At 55.6% G+C, this 17632-nt stretch carries 21 protein-coding genes, 1 tRNA gene and 1 pseudogene; 7 read left to right on the top strand and 16 right to left on the bottom strand.

The features are described from left to right. Positions 1-234: 234 nt before the first annotated feature. Positions 235-1167 (bottom strand): AraC family transcriptional regulator, encoded by a 933-nt coding sequence (locus LZG00_17520; protein MCF3595791.1) that lies wholly within the window; start codon positions 1165-1167, stop codon positions 235-237. A 222-nt stretch (positions 1168-1389) separates the two neighbouring features. Here LZG00_17520 and LZG00_17515 point away from each other — a divergent pair, with 222 nt between their 5' ends. Further along, entirely contained in the window at positions 1390-1893 is a 504-nt protein-coding gene (locus LZG00_17515) for a hypothetical protein (GenBank protein MCF3595790.1), read from the top strand. Positions 1894-1942: 49 nt separating this feature from the next. Here LZG00_17515 and LZG00_17510 read toward each other — a convergent pair whose 3' ends face one another. The 4 genes from LZG00_17510 to LZG00_17495 all read right to left on the bottom strand — a co-directional run bounded on the left by LZG00_17510 (position 1943) and on the right by LZG00_17495 (position 4130). Further along, positions 1943-2443, bottom strand: a complete 501-nt coding sequence (locus LZG00_17510; GenBank protein ID MCF3595789.1) for a hypothetical protein — start codon at positions 2441-2443, stop codon at positions 1943-1945. A 2-nt stretch (positions 2444-2445) separates the two neighbouring features. After that, positions 2446-2850 carry a DUF1176 domain-containing protein gene (locus LZG00_17505; GenBank protein ID MCF3595788.1) on the bottom strand — a complete coding sequence of 135 codons (405 nt, stop codon included), beginning with the start codon at positions 2848-2850 and terminating at the stop codon, positions 2446-2448. A gap of 267 nt (positions 2851-3117) precedes the next feature. Beyond that, positions 3118-3858 (bottom strand): hypothetical protein, encoded by a 741-nt coding sequence (locus LZG00_17500; GenBank protein MCF3595787.1) that lies wholly within the window; start codon positions 3856-3858, stop codon positions 3118-3120. Between the two features lie 11 nt (positions 3859-3869). Next, the gene (locus LZG00_17495) at positions 3870-4130 is read right to left on the bottom strand and encodes a hypothetical protein (GenBank protein MCF3595786.1); all 261 of its coding nucleotides are present in this window, start codon (positions 4128-4130) and stop codon (positions 3870-3872) included. 627 nt (positions 4131-4757) lie between these two features. Between LZG00_17495 and LZG00_17490 the strand changes: the two genes are divergently transcribed. Continuing rightward, positions 4758-5429: a hypothetical protein gene (locus tag LZG00_17490; GenBank protein MCF3595785.1), complete on the top strand. Its 672-nt coding sequence runs from the start codon at positions 4758-4760 to the stop codon at positions 5427-5429. A gap of 15 nt (positions 5430-5444) precedes the next feature. Here LZG00_17490 and LZG00_17485 read toward each other — a convergent pair whose 3' ends face one another. The 6 genes and pseudogenes from LZG00_17485 to LZG00_17460 all read right to left on the bottom strand — a co-directional run bounded on the left by LZG00_17485 (position 5445) and on the right by LZG00_17460 (position 8222). After that, entirely contained in the window at positions 5445-5876 is a 432-nt protein-coding gene (locus tag LZG00_17485) for a hypothetical protein (protein ID MCF3595784.1), read from the bottom strand. A gap of 18 nt (positions 5877-5894) precedes the next feature. After that, positions 5895-6407, bottom strand: coding sequence for a hypothetical protein (locus LZG00_17480; protein MCF3595783.1), 513 nt, complete (start codon positions 6405-6407; stop codon positions 5895-5897). A gap of 5 nt (positions 6408-6412) precedes the next feature. Then, positions 6413-6769 (bottom strand): hypothetical protein, encoded by a 357-nt coding sequence (locus LZG00_17475; protein MCF3595782.1) that lies wholly within the window; start codon positions 6767-6769, stop codon positions 6413-6415. A gap of 199 nt (positions 6770-6968) precedes the next feature. After that, positions 6969-7469 (bottom strand): hypothetical protein, encoded by a 501-nt coding sequence (locus tag LZG00_17470; protein ID MCF3595781.1) that lies wholly within the window; start codon positions 7467-7469, stop codon positions 6969-6971. 233 nt (positions 7470-7702) lie between these two features. Further along, positions 7703-7840 (bottom strand): annotated as a pseudogene (locus LZG00_17465) (integrase). A gap of 292 nt (positions 7841-8132) precedes the next feature. Beyond that, positions 8133-8222 (bottom strand) — tRNA-Ser (locus LZG00_17460). A gap of 180 nt (positions 8223-8402) precedes the next feature. Between LZG00_17460 and LZG00_17455 the strand changes: the two genes are divergently transcribed. Then, a complete protein-coding gene (locus LZG00_17455) occupies positions 8403-9260 on the top strand; it encodes a hypothetical protein (GenBank protein ID MCF3595780.1) in 858 nt (285 codons plus the stop codon). 213 nt (positions 9261-9473) lie between these two features. Further along, on the top strand, positions 9474-10613 hold the full coding sequence (locus tag LZG00_17450) for an Abi family protein (protein MCF3595779.1): 1140 nt from the start codon (positions 9474-9476) through the stop codon (positions 10611-10613). 575 nt (positions 10614-11188) lie between these two features. Here LZG00_17450 and LZG00_17445 read toward each other — a convergent pair. From LZG00_17445 to LZG00_17425, 5 genes are all read right to left on the bottom strand, one after another. Beyond that, complete coding sequence (locus LZG00_17445) at positions 11189-11797, bottom strand: ferric reductase-like transmembrane domain-containing protein (protein ID MCF3595778.1); 609 nt, start codon at positions 11795-11797, stop codon at positions 11189-11191. A gap of 56 nt (positions 11798-11853) precedes the next feature. After that, complete coding sequence (locus LZG00_17440; GenBank protein MCF3595777.1) at positions 11854-12699, bottom strand: NAD(P)H-binding protein; 846 nt, start codon at positions 12697-12699, stop codon at positions 11854-11856. Between the two features lie 64 nt (positions 12700-12763). Further along, positions 12764-13255, bottom strand: coding sequence for a nuclear transport factor 2 family protein (locus LZG00_17435; GenBank protein ID MCF3595776.1), 492 nt, complete (start codon positions 13253-13255; stop codon positions 12764-12766). Between the two features lie 47 nt (positions 13256-13302). Next, on the bottom strand, positions 13303-14127 hold the full coding sequence (locus LZG00_17430; protein ID MCF3595775.1) for a nuclear transport factor 2 family protein: 825 nt from the start codon (positions 14125-14127) through the stop codon (positions 13303-13305). 78 nt (positions 14128-14205) lie between these two features. Next, positions 14206-14481, bottom strand: a complete 276-nt coding sequence (locus tag LZG00_17425; protein ID MCF3595774.1) for a DUF2218 domain-containing protein — start codon at positions 14479-14481, stop codon at positions 14206-14208. A gap of 60 nt (positions 14482-14541) precedes the next feature. On the opposite strand from LZG00_17425, the gene LZG00_17420 reads away from it, so the two are divergent. From LZG00_17420 to LZG00_17410, 3 genes are all read left to right on the top strand, one after another. Further along, on the top strand, positions 14542-15462 hold the full coding sequence (locus LZG00_17420) for a LysR family transcriptional regulator (GenBank protein MCF3595773.1): 921 nt from the start codon (positions 14542-14544) through the stop codon (positions 15460-15462). 1106 nt (positions 15463-16568) lie between these two features. Then, on the top strand, positions 16569-16964 hold the full coding sequence (locus LZG00_17415; protein ID MCF3595772.1) for a hypothetical protein: 396 nt from the start codon (positions 16569-16571) through the stop codon (positions 16962-16964). A gap of 251 nt (positions 16965-17215) precedes the next feature. Continuing rightward, the gene (locus LZG00_17410; GenBank protein MCF3595771.1) at positions 17216-17548 is read left to right on the top strand and encodes a hypothetical protein; all 333 of its coding nucleotides are present in this window, start codon (positions 17216-17218) and stop codon (positions 17546-17548) included. Positions 17549-17632 lie beyond the last annotated feature (84 nt).

Genomic DNA, 17632 nt, shown 5'->3' with positions numbered 1-17632 from the left:
GCGGACCCTTTCCACCATTCGCAACAGGTCTATTGAAAACTCGCCAGGAGGCTCCTTCAACTCGGTTGCCAGCGTGCGTTCTGCCAACGCACAAACCTCAGGATCGCTCCGCCCGTAACAATACCCACTGACGAATACGTCTACGTCTATCGGATGGAAATCAGATCGGGCAATATCTGAACATGCGGTCCCCGAATATCGCCGACCACGTGAACTGTCTGCAAGGTTAGATCATCACCTGCGCAGGTCTGACGGCGTCTTTTCAAATCGCCGATAGAATGTCCTGTTGAAATAGGAAACGTCACCGAAACCCGAAGCAAAGGCGATCTGGCCGATCTGCAGCCCGTCAAATCGCGCATCAAGCAGCTTGTCGCGCGCCAACACCAGCCGCGCTTCCAGCAGAAGCGATGAAAAGGTCTGGCTGACTTCGGCAAACAATTTGCGAAGGTAGCTTTCGGAAACCTTCAGCTCAGCCGCAAGTTCAGCGATACGAAAGTCGGCGCGGCTTGCATTCTTTCGTATGGCACAGATCGCGGCCAGCCGTCGCGCCGCGCGCACCCCCCGGTTCTGAGCGACAAGCCATGCGTCGCGATTGGCCCCGATCGCTAGGGACGCCAAGTCAAGCAAGTGCTTGCTCATCATGGACCGCGCAGGTGCAGAGAGGCCACCGCGCCGTGCCAGAATCATCTGGCAATACCCTGCAAGCAGCCCCAGCGCTTCGTTGTCTTCGCGGATGACGGTCATGCCCAGCCGATCAATGTCGGCCACGCGCTCGCTCAGTTGCGCGACCGGCAGATTTAGCGTCAAAAACTTGCCGGAGCGCGATACCGTCCGACCGACTTCATCGGAGCGACGGACCAGTGCTTCGCCAACAGAGAGGCTCTGTTCATGTCGGCCCTGTTCAGCGCACATCAACCCGTCTTCCTGGATCAGAACGACGATGTCGGCATTGCCATCGGTCACCATTGCCTTGCTTCGTGTGCATGAGATCGCACTGATATCGCCCCTGGCAATCATGGTATCGCCAATATTCAGAAACGACGCGTCATACTCCAGCGGGGAATCGCCCAGTGGTTCAAGATCCAACCGTACGAACCGTCGGCCAAATTCTTCGCGCCAGACATCCAGCCGGTCCTTCTTGGGCAGCCAGCTTGTCGAAAATCGCATCGGCGGATCGTGAGACCCTAAATTGGTCTGCTCACAATTCAAAGAGAGTCCCTCGCATGGAGGTCAATTTGCGTGCCAAGCCTGCGCCTGACACGCCTAGTTGTCAAGATTTGCGCTGGTTTGCGTCCTGATTTGTCCTAGTGACTATCCTATCTGGTCCAAGGCATCTGCAGAGCGCGTCGTTACCCTGACGCTATTGGAAACAACCCAGCAGAGGTTAATATGAGCACCATCAGTTCTTTTGAATCCCGCAGACATTTTTTGCTTTGCACCACTGCGATCGTGGCAATGTCCAGTATATCACGGATTGCGGTTGCCAAAACACCATTCAAACCGCCCGAAACTGCGCCGGGTGAAAATGGTTGGGAAAATTACATCGCCCCCCCGATGATAGATCGCGCCGCCGCGACGAACCTCAGGCCAGAACCCAATTCGCCCGAGGCAGCGGTCGTATTGTTTCTCGCGAGCCGCATTCGAGGGGATCGTAGCTGGCAGGACGCAATGACAGACGACCTTGATCGCAAGGGCAGCAAAGCTGTGAAGCAATGGAAACATTGGAAACTGAACGCTGCACAAATTCGGGCGCGCAAGCTCCGTGGTGAAGATCGCGGTTATGTAAGCGTTTGGATGGACTTGATGATCGACGGCGACGCGGAAACGGGGACGGATGACTTCAGCGTGAGGCGAGAAGCAGACGGTTGGAGGATATCAGGTCTGCCATCCTGAAGTGCTTTCGCAAAAAACTGAATTTCTACGGTTCACCTTGTGTCGTGTCTCAATCCTTGGGAAATAGTATGTCGGGCAGCGCTGGCAACGGCTTATCCGATACGCCCCAAGTCATCAGTGGCATCTGCCCTTGGTCTTCCAGCACGACAGCAGGGCGTGGCGCGGCCCCAGGGCGAAACAGGACATAACCCTCCGCCGAAATGGTTCCGCTTTCTTCGGGAAAGACCGTGTCCCGCGAAAGCCCCACAACGAGACCATGTTCGTCCGCGAGTTTCTGAAAACATCTCATGGGTATTGGCGACAGAAACTCAAGTTCCACGATGAAGCCGATGTCACCTGTGCCGGACAACTCACGAATGAGGATCGTGTTGCATCTTCCAAGGTCGGAAAAATAGGAACCGGATGTGTCATGCGGTGACGGGCTCTGTTCCCAGGAAAAGAATTTCGCCTGATAGATATGCGTCTGCTGGACGTCCAGTTCGGTGCAAAGGGCCGCGGCAAGAACATCGGCATTCTGCGTGCCCCCGACCAGAAGATCTGTCCCCAGCATCGTCATTCTCCGCAATTCGAGGTCGGCCCCTTTTGCGTACCGGGGGCGATGCGGGCAATTTTGACACTTCCCGACGGCAGCCCCTGCACCTCATCAATCCAGGCGAGGGCGGCGGTAATGCCGGCCAGTGAAAACCCGGTATACAGGAATTCATCGCGGCAACCGCCAAATTCGAAATCCAGAATATCCCCAAGGCGCAGCCGCGCCATCACTGTTTCCGCGCTGGAGCCCGAAAGATACAATTGGTGATTGCCTGCAAGTCCGTTCCCAATTCGCACGCCACGCAACGAAAGCCCACTCTGCTGAAACTCGGGAACCGGCGTTTGATCATGATGGCCATAGCGGATCACACTGGCTGACAAGCCGAGCGTCAGCTTGGGTTCCACCTCGTCAAAGGCGATCGACATCAACCACCCCCCGCCAGTGGGCAGCCTTCGCAATGCGAACACATCGCCAGAACTGGGGTTTTGTGACGATTCCCAGCCCGAATAGGTGTAGGCGTCACATATATTTTCCTTGTCACAAAAAGTGTGCCAGTCCCCGAAGGAGGCGCTTGAGATATCCTGTGCGCTGGCGGCATTCAGCCACGCAGAACAAGACAGGCCAAGGCAGATGAGAACACGTTGTGCGGTGTGGGAAAATGATCCGGGCATATCAGAACTTTCCGCCTTCCTTTAATCAGACAGAATAAAACGGCAATTGTGAAGATCAACACGGTCAGGTCGGCTGTGAGCGGTCAAGGCGACCTTGCCTTCGATCACCGTGTTCTCGCGGTTGTCCTGAACCGATTGCGGTGCATCGACCTTGCCGTTTTGAAAACAGCCGATGGGTTTGGGGCCAAGAAACGCTGCGGTTTGCTGGATGTCATGGCGGGATTCGTCGCTGGCAGCCGACCATGTACTGCCCCAGTAAAACCCCCGGACGCGGACGGTCTTGCCCACAAGATCAAACACCGCCTCATGCAGCGCTGCAATCGCCACCGGGGTGGTGGTGATTGTCCAAGGATCGCCCAGCTGCGGAATCGCGCCACCAACGGCAAGAATCACGCAGTCGGCCAGCGCGATCTGATCCGGCACCTCGGCCGACCAGGCCGGTTTGCGTCGCACGAACCTGCCGCGCAAAATGACCAGATCGGCACTGGTAATCCGGTCCCCATCCGGCGGCGTCAGGCTTTCGCAAACCACCATGGCCGGGTCCTGCGCTATCGGATTTGCGCCAAATTCCATGCTCTTGGTCTTCCAATCCCCCGGCGACATGAAAAGCGCAGGATAGGCCGCAATGGTCACCTGTTGATCTTGCCAATGCATGTAACGGGCAAGCAATTCATCGGGTGCAAAGACGGCGTTCTGTGCATGGGTTGGCGCGGCGCACAATCCTGCAAGGGCAAGACAAAGCCACATGAAACTTTTGGCCATGACCCTACCTCCTATTCGCCCGGATCGACGTCGCTACAGGCCTCCAACGCGGCGACTAGCGTTGCGGTGTCATCTTCGGTCAGTTCGTCGTCGCTGGCTGTAAACAGGCGTTCAGCGTCATCGCCAAGCTGTTCGACCATACAGTTCGCCATCGCGGCGGGTGCCCCTTCGGCTATCATCGCATCAGCGACTGCGGAATCCTGCGCCATTACCTGCGTCGTAAGGGCGAAAAGCGCGAACGCTCCTGTGCCAAGTTTGAAGAATGTAGCCATGACGAGAAATCCCTTCGTTATCAAAAATTTGTGGTTCATATGTGCTTGAACGCGAACCTCTGCACATGCTGTTCAGCATGCCCAAGGCGCTAATTTCCGTCTTGGACTGATCAGTTTTGCCGCTTGGACAGAACGCGACAAGCCCGTGACAGACGAGCGGTGTCGCGTTTTCGACAAGCCGTCAAAGCGCTGAGTCCAAGCCCGGGGAAAAACAATTGACTACGCTGTCGGGTATGGAGCCGTTTGAAAAACTCCATTTCACACCAACCGATAGTTATTACGGAGAGATTTCATGATGAAACGCCCCCTCACAACAATCCTTTTTTGCGCCCTTGCTGCCCCGGCCCTTGCCGATGACGCGGATACATACCCGCATTGTTCCTACACCCCTGCGTCCGCAATCGGACCGATGTTTGACACTAAAACAGCCGCAGAATGCGAAACAGCCTGCAAGGACAATGCGGGCGAAGGTTGCACCGCCTGGAGCTACATGACCCCCTCCGATATGTTCCCTGACAACCCCGGAAAATGCCGGATGATCAAAGAAGTCTGGAAAGAAGAGGAATCGGACAGATCCAGGTGTGGCAAGATCTGAAGCACAAGACCGGGTATTGGTGGACACAGGACATGATCCCTATCACACGTCCGACGAAGAAGCTGTTTGCGCGTGCATTTCTGGCAGGTCTGCTGGCATGTTCTGCGGCCACTGCTGCGACCCGTCCCGATTGCAGGGATTTCAACAATAATGACCGGATGGAGTCCCATGCCCGTCAGTGGTGTCAGGCGCTTGCCTTCAAAGAGAAGTACCTGGAGGATGGTTTCGTCGAAACCGTGCCGGGCAGAGATGGCCGCGCCCGCGATGTTTCATCCCATCTGTCCACCAGCTTTTCCAGCGGACTTTTTGGCGATTCCTCCAGCGTCGGCGGCACGATTACAATTGGCGAGATCAAAGGACGCTTCCGCCTGAAACTGGCCCGTACCAACAACACAACCTATTACGGCAGAGACATAAAAGTCACCGGAACCGCGAGTTCGGGCGAAGGTCGGCTGGAGATTTACAGTCGCGTCGATGTCGATCTGTGGAATCTGGCCGCCGTACTGGTGGACAAGCCTGTTCGTGGTCAGGAACCGCCCGAAGAGGGATTGGTCCTCAAGGGCTATCTGAGAACCGAAGTCCTCCCTGGCGCGAAAGAGAAGTTTACGGCGAACCTTATCCCGCTTGGCGGTGATTTCCTTTTGTTGCTCGCGGCACCGGATGGCACTGCCCGCGACATTCGGCTTGAGTTCGAAGCGCCGTAGTCAAGTCGCAAAAGTTCAATCAACCCAACTGTCGAACGGCATGCCAAGCGACTGCGAGCGGTGAACAAGATGGACGATATCGCGCAACATCTCCGCGTGTGACGTGTTTGGCATCGGTTCCGGTATGACAGCGGGGTCGACCTCTTCGGGCGTCAGTGGATCGGCATCCAAAACCGCCGTTGCCAGCGTTTCGAGAAATGCCACGAACCGCGCCTCACCCGCAGCACCGAGGAATTCTCCATCGAGAATGGACGCACGCTCAAGCAGGGCGGCCGGTATCGGGTCAAAACCTCGGGCAAAGGCCATGATCGCTTCCCAATGCTCCATCGGAATGCGTACCTGCGACGGAAAGCTCCACGGTGAAGCGTGGTCGTCGTCCGGCAGGGATTCTAACTCGTCCGGGCCGGAAAAAACCTGCCACATGCGGCTGTTTGGTGTCGTTGTCATTTCGGGGTATCGTCCGTATCACCAATCTGCTGGACAGGTGGCCGGGTGAACCTGAAACAGTTTATCATCCGGTTCGGCCGACAGATAGTAGGGCGTCTCGTCCTCGCAATCCGTCAACGTCATTCCGCCGAATACCAATTCCACCAACAGTGCGCCTTCGGTTCTGGATTTGCGGATCGTCAAAGCGCCGCTGTCGCAATCTCCTCCGCATCCCACCTGTTCCGGGCTCTCTTGGGAACACAGCCCACCAGCCGAGCCTTCACGCTCGCGGGTGGTGAAGTGGATCGAGAACGAATAGCTTTTCTCATCCGCCTCCTGATGCTCCTTCACGTAATGGGCGAGGCCAAGAAGCACGGCAGTAACCTTCTGCCGGGGATGTTTGGCCAGATGGGCGTCGGAATAGCTCCGTTGCCAACAGGCAGCATCGCCCGCGCGCTGCGGAAGCATGTCATTCAGGGTTTCTGCATTGGCCGGATTGGACATCGACAAAATCGCAGCTATGGCGGCAGCTTTAAATATGGTGATCTGCATGTTCCTCAATCTCCGCGATGGTCAAGATAGGGTTTGAAAGGCTGTACCGTACAGGTGCGCGTAGGTGTCGGGTGGAGCAAAAACAGCTTATCATCCGGTTCGGCCTCAATCAAAAACGGGACAGCGCCACCGCTGCCCTTGCATCGTGCGTTGACCTGCAAAGCGCCTGACGCGCCAATTTCCAGCAAGATCGCACCATCGCCCCCGGAACGTTGCAGGATCACGTCACCGCCACCACAGGACAGGGTGCAAATGGATGTTCCAGTTGGACCGTTGCTGCAAGACCCGGTTACCACGCCCGCACGTTCGCGCGTGGCAATGTCGATGGTGAAGTCATAGCGACCCTGAAAAGGTTGTATCAAGAATCGCAGTTCAGTCACCTTTTGGCGAGGATGGCGGGAGAGATGATCGTTGTCATATTCGCGTTGCCAACATGCCCCGTCCGTGGGTGGCTGCGGGACGATACCCTACAGAATGTCGGCGGTGGCAGAACCTGTGACCAGCAACCATAATACGCCTGGGATCAACGCGCCAACCGCGCTGCTGCGGTTCAACAGGGACTTAAACACCGAGCCGATCAGCCTCATCCGGCGCCTGTTTGCGCAGCAGGTCAAAAAAGGCATATTGCGTCAGGATGTTCAGGGACTTGATCTTGCCAAAGAAGTCCTGATCGCCGCTGACATAGGCTTTCCAGACCGCTTGGTAATCCGCGTAAACGTTCTTGGTGTCGGGATTACGGTCAATTCCCGATACTGACATCCTCACTGTCCTTTCGACCTCTGCGCGGTCGGCCTCACTCATCGCGGCGATGTCATGCCCCAACGCAACCAATTTGGTCACCGAAGCCTCCTTGATCGCGTCGAGTCGTGCGCCCAATTCCGCGGACGGCTCAGGCGATCCGGCCAGTGCGGCATTGGTTTGCACCATCGAGTCCACATAAATCTGGTAAACCTGCTTCCCGGTTTCTTTCGGATCTGCGGCCAAGGCCCCTCTCGCACCGAAGACCACCGCGCTGGCTGCAATCGAAGTCAACAAAACACGTCTTGTCAGAATAGCTTTCATTTGAACATTCCCTTTTCATGGAACTGAATGATCAACAATCATTGCCGGACCGCCCATGCAATGTCTTGGACTGTGCGGTTTATTAGAATGGACAAAATGAGATGACAGGCATTGTGAACGCTTATCGACCTACAGGAAATGACCAGTGAGCGAACTTCGCCGTCACCAGCAGTCTATGGCGACATGTCGGGTCTTGGAAAGCGCACGCTACCAAGCCGTTTGCCCATTACCGACTAAATGTTGATCTTCTTGGCGATGCTCAGCGCATCATCGAGTTCAACGCCATAGTAGCGCTCTGTGCTGTCGACTTTGGTATGGTCGAGCAACAGTTGAACTGCACGAAGGTTGACAGTTTTGCGATAGATTTCGGCTAAGCTATGCCTCTACAGATATTTCCAAGAGTTTCGATTTCAATTCCATCTGGCCGAATGAGACTGGCGTCGAAGTAGCGTTCGAGCCGCCAGAAAATATAATAAATATCATATACTTACAAGCCACTCACCAAATCGGCGAAGTCATCAGGTCCGGAGAATACCAGCCTGTAGAGAACGCTTTGGGCCTCTTGGCACAAAGGTCGGTGTTCAGCCAATCCCGCATAACCCTTTAAAACAACGGAAAAATCCAGCTGCAGCCGGATCGGGAGAACAGTTTTTCAAGGGCAAGTGGCGGAGACGATGGGATTCGAACCCACGAGACCCTTCCGGGCCTACTCCCTTAGCAGGGGAGCGCCTTCGACCACTCGGCCACGTCTCCGCCGACCCGTTTAGAGAGATAGCGCCAGAGAAACAAGGAGAAAAACGTGCTCTATCGATCGCTTACTACACATTCGCACAATTGTATATGTTTGCCAGTATTACCGTGAAATTCCGAGGTGTTTGGCAATAGAGCGCGCAACGAAGCGGTGCGATCCTCGAACTACCTGGGTCGCGCTCTGTGGTGAAATCTGACCGGGTAACGGCGCTGCAATTTGTCCATCTGGACCTGAAAAGTATCGAGTCCGAACAGCTCTACGAAATCCTACAGGCTCTTCCCCGAAGCGATGAAGCTGAGCGGGGAGCATCCTCGATGGATCGACATTCCATTGAGGAGGTGTTCAAGATCCTCAATTCGCGCGGCACAATTAGTCGTGAGAGGATGGCGAGTCTCGAGTTCTTGTATCTGGAGGTCTTCAGGTTTGATAGGGGGCGTATTCCTAACCTTGAGGCCGAGGTAAACGACAACCCGTCTCTTTTCTGCGAGGCCATTCGCATGGCCTACAGGGGAAAGAATGAACCCAGGGATGTTGAACCTTCCGATGAGCGAAGGACGGCCGCCAGAAACGCGAACACCTTTATTGATGCACTTTCTTCAGTGCCTGGGGTTGATGAACACGGTGTCATCCAGGCTGAGAAACTGAAGGAATGGATTATCGAGGCAAGGCGCATTAGTGAGCCAACAGGTCATCGCGCCATGCTTGATTATCAGATCGGGGAAATCCTCGCACACACTCCTTTGGCAGACGATGGATCATGGACTTGTGAACCTGTACGGGAGGCTGTCAATGATCTGTATAGCGTCGAGATTGAGCGCGGCATCACAATCGGGCGATACAATGCTCGCGGTGCGACTTGGCGAGGTGAAGGCGAAGCGCAAGAGCGAGAGTTGGCGGATCAGTACGAGGGCTGGGCTAAAGCTTGCGAGATCGAGCATCCACGCATGGCGAGAATCCTGCGTGAGATGGTTCGCAAGTACATCGCTGAGGCGGAGTGGCACGACAATGAGGCGATGATCCGTAGGCGCATGCGATACTAACATCCGAATGGAAGTCTGTTCACAAGCGCGCTTGTCAGGTGGATGGGGCGCTCGTGATCACCAATGTTGTATGACTTGGCGGCATCTCTTGAGCGAGCGGAAGGGGCACTTCCTACACCACCATTCGCAAACCAAAGTGGTTGAATTCAGGGGGTAATCCCGTCAAAAGAGAAACACCAGGTGGGGACTTGCCCGACCTGGTGTTCCAATCTGATGTCGACGGCGCGTAGCAAGAGCCAGTGGGGCCAGTTCGACTGCTCTGAAAGGGTATGTACCGCCGCGATGGCTGAGAGTCAAGTTCCATACCCGTACGATGCGGCGACGATCGCTTCACTCAAAGAGTCGCTTTCTGAGCCAAGATTCGCCACCTACCTCGCGAAAGCCAGTGGAGATGAGGCTTTCGCGTTCGCCCTATATCTATACAACGCAAGGCTTGCGAAATCGTTCCTTTTCCCGCTTAGCGTGGCGGAAGTGACTCTGCGCAATGCTGTGGACGGCGTCCTGCTGCAGCTTTTTGGGGCTGCTTGGCATCAAAATGCCAACTTTCGCGATACCGTTCTGACGCCAGAAAGCCTGGGCGCCTTGGATAAGGCAATGCAAAGAGCGCGCTCAAACGAGCGCGGCAAAGTGATCGCGGAACTCACCTTTGACTTCTGGTCCAACCTATTTCGCAACGAGTACGCAAGCATTTGGCGAACCAAGGCTAATATCGCGTTTCCGGGGCTTGCCCACCGTGAGGGGCGGCATGAGATCCAGATTCTTGTGAGAGAGATCAACCGCCTGAGAAACAGGGTCGCGCATCATGAGCCTATTCTGGATATGAACGTCCCTGACCTGCATTCGAAAATCATCAAACTGGTGGAACTTCGATGCGAAGTCACGGCCAACTGGATGCGGCATCATTCAACCGTAAGTATTGTGATGCGTTCCCGGCCAAATCTGGAGGGATCCGCGCCCGTTACCTTGGCGAGCAGAGCTGATCACAGGTTTGAGGTCGTCGATCAGACATCCAAGCTGGTTAGCCTTGCGAGGGAAGAGGCCCAAACATGCGCAGCATTCGTTTGCGTGGAGAATGACGTCGTCTTGGGAGCAATCACGCACCAGCAACTGGCGCTTTATATGACAAACAAAGCGTCGGAATTGGATGGCATGATCGATTTGGATGACCACACCATCTCCGACATCTTGGATAGTCCTGCAGTCGCGGACGGCTTTCGGACAATGCCAGCAGGTTCATCATTCTTGGATGCCGTCAAAATACTGAAAGAACCGAAGACCCGTGTCGTCGTTGCCCTGAACCCAGATGATGGAGCGCCTGTTGGAGTAGTACTGCGGGCCCACAGGCGATACTGATTTACAGATTGGTCGAGTTTCGTGTTCCGTTGGATTGCGTCCAACGGCGTCAATCAGCGAACGACGGCTTCTGGGAAGCCGCACTGCAGCGTTGGATGCGCTGCTCAATGTCCGATGCGGACCGTTCGCGTCGATCGGGACTAAGGGCGGGAAGCAGAGCTTCGCCGCAGTTGCGAAATATGGGCTCACCGTATGAGAAAGCAGACGTTCGGCAGCACGTAGCGCATTCAACCGCAGCGAACGGCAGTTATGAGCCGATTCTGCCGATTAGCTGCAAAGCAGCTAAAGTCTGCTTTCGGGAAATAAACTAATATGATCCTGAAGCCACGGCCCAATTAGCCACCCGCCGAGGAGCGGGGAGGTCACGGTGCGGCACCCCGGAGCGGCCGTTCGTTGCAGGTCCAAAAGAGAACCTATGGTGCCTTGGCCGTGAGCAGGCAGATGGTAGGCAGTGGTCGCTTTTCCGCGCAAGCAGATAAAGGACAAACAGTGAAAGCAGTGCAAGGGCCAACCCTTTCGCCAGATCGACGACTACGGCAGGACCCGGCGAATAGGGTTTGGCTCACGAAGTCACCTTAGGCCGCTGCACGCTGACGGCGGCGCGATTGGGTTGACCAGACGCGGTAGATTTCCAGCAGAACGAGCGGTGTAAAATGCACAAGGGCCGACCCTACCCCGCCCCACTCATGCAGTGCGGCCCAGTGAACGAGGGTCATCACAGCGGCACCATAGACGAATTGCTGGAGCGTTTTCCAGTTTCGGCCAAGTTTGCGCACCCAACCGTCTGTCGATGTAATGGCCAGCGGCACGAAGATCAGGAAGGCCAGCCAACCCGTCCAGATATAGAGTTTAGAGATTTCCCCACCGGTGAAGGACACCGCCCCCTCGTCAACAAGGTACAGCACTGTATGCCCAAGCGCATAAAAAAACGTAGCCACGCCGAGGTGACGACGACGCTTCATCAGCCAACGCGGCCAGCTTGCGTTGCGAAACAGCATCATCAGCGGTGTGATCATCATGGCGATGATCATGAACCGCGCCGCGAATTCTCCAGAGGGGTGCAAGACGCCAGCAACCGCATCCGGATCGTCAGAAGTTAGCCCCAGGATCATAGGAATAGCAGGAAGGCTGAGCAGCGCCCAGAAGGTGTAGGGATGATCCCAGATAGATTTGAGTGTGGACATGGGGTTTCTCCGAAAGGTCGAAAATTTTACGAAGCGCGGCTATGGTTCCGTCGCGTCTATTTCGCGAGGGACGAAAAATAATTTTCCCAGGTTTGATGCGGCCTGTCAGCCACTGCCTCGAAATCGCCTATACGGTCATAGGTGCCTTTGCTGATGCCATCGTAGATACCGCCGATGATGGGGCCGATGAAATCGCCGAGCTCTGCTGTGCGATCCGCGACGAACTCTGCCGATGACATCGCGCGATAGGTCAGCTCAGTGCCGAAGGCAGTGTTCAGGTATCCGGCCAGCTGTTGTTGTGTGATCGGCGTGCCGTTCAGGTTGACTGTCTGGCCGTTCAACCCGTCCTGCGCCACCAATGCAGCGTAGGCATAAGCCAGTTCCGACCGTGTGGTGTAGCCGCATTTGCCGTTGCCTGCGCTGTTGGCGATCTCGCCTTTGGCGCGGTAGCTGTCGATGTATTCGACATCCGGTTCAATATAGATGCCGTTGCGCCCGATCGCCCAATCTAGGCCACTGTCGCGAACGTCTGCCTCGGTCTGGCGATTGCTTTGAACAACTGGTGAAAACGCGGTGTCTTCATCGGGGCCTTGAATGCTGGTGTAGACAATTTTGCGCACCCCTGCTGCCTTGGCGGCCTCTATCACGTTGCGATGCTGCTGGATGCGGTCTTCGGGCGGGGCCATGCCGGACACGAGGACCAGTGCGTCGATACCGCCTAACGATGCATGCAGATCGTCAGGTTTATCATAGTCACCGGGGCGAACCTCGATCCCGAGACCTTCGACATGGTCAGGCGTGCGGGCCAGTCCAATGACGTTGTTGACGCCAAATTGGTCGATGAGTTTATGGGCGATCTCCCGGCCCAATTGTCCGGAAACGGCTGTTACGGCATAGATCATAAGTCTCTCCTATAGGGCGAGGTTGGAATGGCCCGACAATCAGGCCATTCCAGTCAGTTGGATATCAACCGTGGTAGGCTTGGCTGATTGCGAAACTGTCTTCAAACCAGTGCCACAGGACGACCTGACCGTCACGGACCTTGGCGCGCAGGGCGAAGGTAAAGTCACCTGTCTCTTTGCCCGAATGTGTTGTGACACCGTTCATCACACCAAAAACGGCGACGGTATCGCCCGATGCAAAAGCGTCAGTGTTTTCCCATTTGGTCGTTTGCAGGTTTTCAGAAAAGACGCCGAGGAAGGTAAAGATGTTCTCTTTGCCACGGGTCTCGCCGATCCACGGCAAGCTCTCGTCGCCTTCATTGTGCCAGACCATATCGTCTGCCATCAGAGCGTTCATAGCCTCCATATCGCCGGACCCCATCGCGCCCATGAAAGCCATGACCGTGTCAAATGATGCTTGTGCTTGTTCGTCCATGTTCTGTGCTCCTGCGTGTGTTCCAAGAATGATCGCCAGCGATGCGCCGAGCGATGTTGTGAGTAGTGTTCTGCGGTTCATTGTTAGCTCCTGTTTGGTGCGCCGCGGGCGGGCCGCGGCGCGTTGAATTAGAATTTGCTGGCTTCGTTGTGCGGCGCGTCTGCCGCTGGCATTGGTGCGATGACGTCCCAATGCTCGACGATCAGCCCGTCTTCGACGCGGAAGAGGTCGTAGAATGCAGTGGCATCCGCACCCAGCGTGCCTTCGGACAGTGTCAGCACAAAGTTGCCCTCGCCGATTACGTTGTGGACTTCGGTGTAGTCCATGCTGATGCCCTGTTCGGTCATCTGCGCCATGAAGGCACCAAAGCCATCAAGGCCATCAGCGACCATCGGGTTGTGCTGCGCGTAGTTGGTCGGGTTGATGTACTGGGTGAAATCGACCTGTTCGTGGTTGATCAGGACGCGGGTGAGGAAATCCTCGACGAGGTCCTTGTTGGCAGCAGTTTGGTCGAGGTCGGTGATCTCGGTCGCGCCGTCGATTTGGCTGCGGCCTGACGGGTTAAGGGGCTGCTCGGCAATCAGGTTGTCCCAGTGTTCAGCGATCTTGCCCTCCTCGACGCGGAAGACGTCGAAACCGATGACAGGATCTGGGCTAAACCCTTCGTAGCGGGCATGCACGGCGACGATGTCATCATCAGCAATCAAACGAATATATTCGGCGCTGAAGTCGCCATTGCCGGACAGGAAGGCGACAACGCCTTTTTGTGCTTCAATGCCGTCGGCGAACATCTCATTGTGCTGGATGATGTCTTCGGCAAAATACTGGTCTACTGCGTCGACATTGCCAGCCAGCAGGGTGTTTTCCAGTGCCTCAAGAATGAACGCCTTGTTTTGCGCGCTGTCGGCCATTGCGGTGAGGGGCAGTGCAGCCGCAATAGCGGCAGTGGCCATAAGTGTTTTCATAGTCATGTTAGATCTCCAGATTTCAGGGGTGATTGGGTCGGGTCGAAAGGAGGGCGTTCGCAGCGCTCAGTGCCATTCTATCTGCGGGTTTTCGCGGAAGGCGAAACGTTCGAGGTGGCTGGCGATGACCTGCGCGACCTTGTCGAGGTCGGCTTTGGTGTCGGCAGACACTTTCATATCCAGTGCGTCGTCATTCGCGGCCAGTTCACATTGGCCAAACGGAAGGTCGATCCGGCCTGTATTGCCGTCCAATTCAACCGGAACCTTGTGACCAAAGTGCTTGCATAGGGTGCCGAGGTAGCGCTGCGCCTGCTCTGTCTTGAATGTTGTTTGTGCGTTCATCGGGGTGCTCCTTCAGTGTTGAAGACACATCTAGCCCCTCGAGACTGTTTCGAATATTGTATGAATACTGATTTGATAGTTCCGGAAAACAGAACAATGATTGACCACTTGAAGCACATGGCCGTCTTTGCGCGGGTCGTCGATAAAGGGTCGTTCCGCGCGGCCGCGCAGGATATTGGCGTGGCCCCCTCGCGCGTTAGCCAGACGATCACCGATCTTGAGAGTTTTCTTGGCACGACGTTGCTTTACCGCACGACACGCAAGCTTGCGCTGACCGGAGAGGGCAGAACGCTCTATGCGCGCGTCACAGAAATGCTGCGCAGCGCCGAAGCGGGCTTCAATGAAATCAACGCCAATATGCAAGATCCGGTAGGTGCGCTGCGCGTGACCGTTCCTGCGTTTCTGGCGATGTCCGATCTTTCAACTGCCATCGCCACTTTTATCAAGCGCTACCCGAATGTGGCCCTGTCCCTGCATTACAGCGACCGCAGGGTCGACATCATCGAGAACGGGTTCGATCTGGCCATTAAGGCCGGCACGCTTGCGGACTCAGCGATGATGTCACGTAAATTAGGCGCGATCTCTCGCACGCTGGTCGCTGGTGCCGGATATGCCGGAGCCCGTCCTGTGCCTGCGCGGCCCGCCGATCTGGAAGACTGGGACTGGATCCAATACCAGCAGCGGTCCGACACGGTCGATCTGATCTCCGAAAAGGGCGAAACTGAAAAGTTAAGCGGGCAATCGCAGATCGAGGTTGATAGCGTCAACGCGCTCTATCACTTCGCTCTGCAAGACGTGGGCGTGACGGTCCTTACAGAAAATCTGGCAGCACAGGGTGTCGCATCCGGCGCACTCGTCCGGCTACTGCCCAAATGGCGGCCGCCCGATATCGACCTGCATGCCATCTGGCCGGACACCTCAAGGCGGGAAAATTTGACGCTGCTTTTTGTTCGGTTTCTGGCTGATGAACTCGGTCGCTGAGAGGAAGAGCCGGAGTTCGGACCGCTGCGCAGCACTGGGCGGAAAACTGCCATCTCGGACTATTCGGCGTCGAAGAGTGTAACCCAGTTTCAGGGTCTTCTGGATGCCCGCTTTCTTAGTTATGGACCAATTGGCTTGCACGTGCAGCAATTCTCCGCTTCCCGCCCTTGACGCTTTTCGCTGCATTTGCAGCCCCAAGAAACCGGCCATTGGTCGAGAATATTCAAAGGTCGGAAAAGTCCGCATTGCTGCCGTCCATCAGCCGAAAATGCTGCATTTGCCCGCCAATGTCCGCTTCAGCGAAGCTGCAGCGCGCCGATGCCACACTTGGTGGATGTCCGGTTTGGGCCGTTCGCATTGAGTCAAGAATGGGCCAGGAGGAGCCGCGCTCCATAGAAAACTGCCATGGTCAGCTTTCTGGGAAAGACGTGCGCAGGCACATAGAGTCTCGGGGTTCAAGATCAGGCGATTTGCGCCTATCGATCATCGCATATGGGATTGATCAAATCCCGCAGCGCGCTGCTTTTTGGCGATGATCTATGAATGTCTTGCTTTTGTCAGGCCGTAACCGGCCAACCAAACCGAACGCCTCCTTTCTGCATGCAAGAGATTTTCCCGAGACAGCTGCGAAATGCTTACATCAATCTTGATGCGTAGATGAATACGTTTGGTTCAATGCGGAAACATTTTTTCGACCGAAACACCCTATGCCCTCCGGACACGCCGTCCCATATAAAGGGCAGACCCTCCAAGTGCCCCCTCGAACGACAATTCTCCTAAAGGTGCACAAGTGAACTGTGCGGATCGTATTGGTCGGCACACTGCATCCTGATGGTATTAGACGGCAGAAGAATCGTCTCAGGGAAAGCGAGTTTCCAATTTTTTTCAGAAACTTCTTCGTCTTGGGAAATTTGGCCAATCTTTTATTCAGAAGCCATCAAGAAGGACGATACGCAATGAAGGGCAAATTAACATACACCGCCATCGACTGATTTTCGCGCCCATAAATTGAGACGCGCAACTCAGTCGATGACGATCACATGAACCTCCGAAGAATCCTGACAGCCAGGACGAAACCTGGCAACTTTTTTAACCCAGGAGGCAACATGTACTACAGTAAGATCACTAGCGATCCCAAATTCACCCATTGCGAAGTAAACGAACACGCATTTCGGGCGTATTTCCAAGTCCACGATGAAGCCATCGGTCATGCCGCAGTGATGCTCGGCGGGCGTCGCGGCGCGCGGCTGATCAATGCCGTTCGCGAGGCGATGGACTGCCATGGGCCATTTACCCGTCGCCTGCGCCGTCAATTGCTTGAGCTGCGGAACCTTCTGTTTCTCGAATACGCTTACAATGACGACTGGAGCGATGGGCCGGACCTTGCACTGCTCGAACCCGATGATCCGATTGTTCCGGAAATCTGCCTCCTCGCGGATGGATTGGAACAGGCCCTTCATGACGCAGGGGTGGTCGGGATGAAGGATACTCAAGCAGCGTGATATATCACCCCGCGCCCCGTCACCTCGGCGGCGGCGTGGGCTTCTCGCAAGAAAAGTTGGAGCGCGAGCAGTTTTCTTCTTCGTACTTTCGCAAAACGACCAATCTCATTGATACCAGCAAACAATCTCTTTCCGATCCAAACAAAAGGAGCACACCGTCAGACCTACCACCTCCTCTCATGCAGGATTTTGTGACGCCGCAGAATGGCACTCACCCCAAACAATCCAACTACATGAACAGGAGGTCCCCCATGGACATCACCACCAATGAAAACATCGCACAGGCCGCATACGACAGGATCGCGGATACCGAGCGGCATTTGCGCCGTCACGGCCCTGCCCTGTGCAATTTGTTCGACGCTTTCGACGCGCTTTGCGATCTGCATGGCATCTTCGGGAACCAGCACCCGGACGCCAAAATGATTAAAACAGCGCTTCAGGAGATTGAAACATTTCTGGCAAAGCAGACATCGCAAGCTGCAGATGCTGCTACGCGGGATCGGAATTTCGATGCCTCTGGTGCCCTGCGCTGGCATGGCGCTCGTATCAGTGAACTGCATTCGCGGTTCTGTAATGCCGACTGACACCGTCGCGGGCTGTCAGCTGCAGCACGCTCGTCGTCGGGGTTCCGACCCCGATGAGGGCAACCTTCTCCAACAAGATATCTG

This window comes from Rhodobacteraceae bacterium LMO-JJ12 (assembly GCA_021555075.1).
Lineage (GTDB): Bacteria > Pseudomonadota > Alphaproteobacteria > Rhodobacterales > Rhodobacteraceae > JAKGBX01.
This window is presented reverse-complemented; position numbering and strand designations above follow the sequence as displayed.

Coding starts and splice junctions, on each gene's coding strand:
- LZG00_17435 (MCF3595776.1), bottom strand. CDS start 13,255: ATGAACCGCAGAACACTACTCACAACATCGCTCGGCGCATCGCTGGCG.
- LZG00_17515 (MCF3595790.1), top strand. CDS start 1,390: ATGAGCACCATCAGTTCTTTTGAATCCCGCAGACATTTTTTGCTTTGC.
- LZG00_17505 (MCF3595788.1), bottom strand. CDS start 2,850: ATGTCGATCGCCTTTGACGAGGTGGAACCCAAGCTGACGCTCGGCTTG.
- LZG00_17415 (MCF3595772.1), top strand. CDS start 16,569: ATGTACTACAGTAAGATCACTAGCGATCCCAAATTCACCCATTGCGAA.
- LZG00_17495 (MCF3595786.1), bottom strand. CDS start 4,130: ATGGCTACATTCTTCAAACTTGGCACAGGAGCGTTCGCGCTTTTCGCC.
- LZG00_17420 (MCF3595773.1), top strand. CDS start 14,542: ATGAATACTGATTTGATAGTTCCGGAAAACAGAACAATGATTGACCAC.
- LZG00_17445 (MCF3595778.1), bottom strand. CDS start 11,797: ATGTCCACACTCAAATCTATCTGGGATCATCCCTACACCTTCTGGGCG.
- LZG00_17485 (MCF3595784.1), bottom strand. CDS start 5,876: ATGACAACGACACCAAACAGCCGCATGTGGCAGGTTTTTTCCGGCCCG.
- LZG00_17450 (MCF3595779.1), top strand. CDS start 9,474: ATGTCGACGGCGCGTAGCAAGAGCCAGTGGGGCCAGTTCGACTGCTCT.
- LZG00_17490 (MCF3595785.1), top strand. CDS start 4,758: ATGATCCCTATCACACGTCCGACGAAGAAGCTGTTTGCGCGTGCATTT.
- LZG00_17410 (MCF3595771.1), top strand. CDS start 17,216: ATGGACATCACCACCAATGAAAACATCGCACAGGCCGCATACGACAGG.
- LZG00_17425 (MCF3595774.1), bottom strand. CDS start 14,481: ATGAACGCACAAACAACATTCAAGACAGAGCAGGCGCAGCGCTACCTC.
- LZG00_17440 (MCF3595777.1), bottom strand. CDS start 12,699: ATGATCTATGCCGTAACAGCCGTTTCCGGACAATTGGGCCGGGAGATC.
- LZG00_17500 (MCF3595787.1), bottom strand. CDS start 3,858: ATGGCCAAAAGTTTCATGTGGCTTTGTCTTGCCCTTGCAGGATTGTGC.
- LZG00_17510 (MCF3595789.1), bottom strand. CDS start 2,443: ATGCTGGGGACAGATCTTCTGGTCGGGGGCACGCAGAATGCCGATGTT.
- LZG00_17480 (MCF3595783.1), bottom strand. CDS start 6,407: ATGCAGATCACCATATTTAAAGCTGCCGCCATAGCTGCGATTTTGTCG.
- LZG00_17470 (MCF3595781.1), bottom strand. CDS start 7,469: ATGAAAGCTATTCTGACAAGACGTGTTTTGTTGACTTCGATTGCAGCC.
- LZG00_17430 (MCF3595775.1), bottom strand. CDS start 14,127: ATGGCCACTGCCGCTATTGCGGCTGCACTGCCCCTCACCGCAATGGCC.
- LZG00_17520 (MCF3595791.1), bottom strand. CDS start 1,167: ATGCGATTTTCGACAAGCTGGCTGCCCAAGAAGGACCGGCTGGATGTC.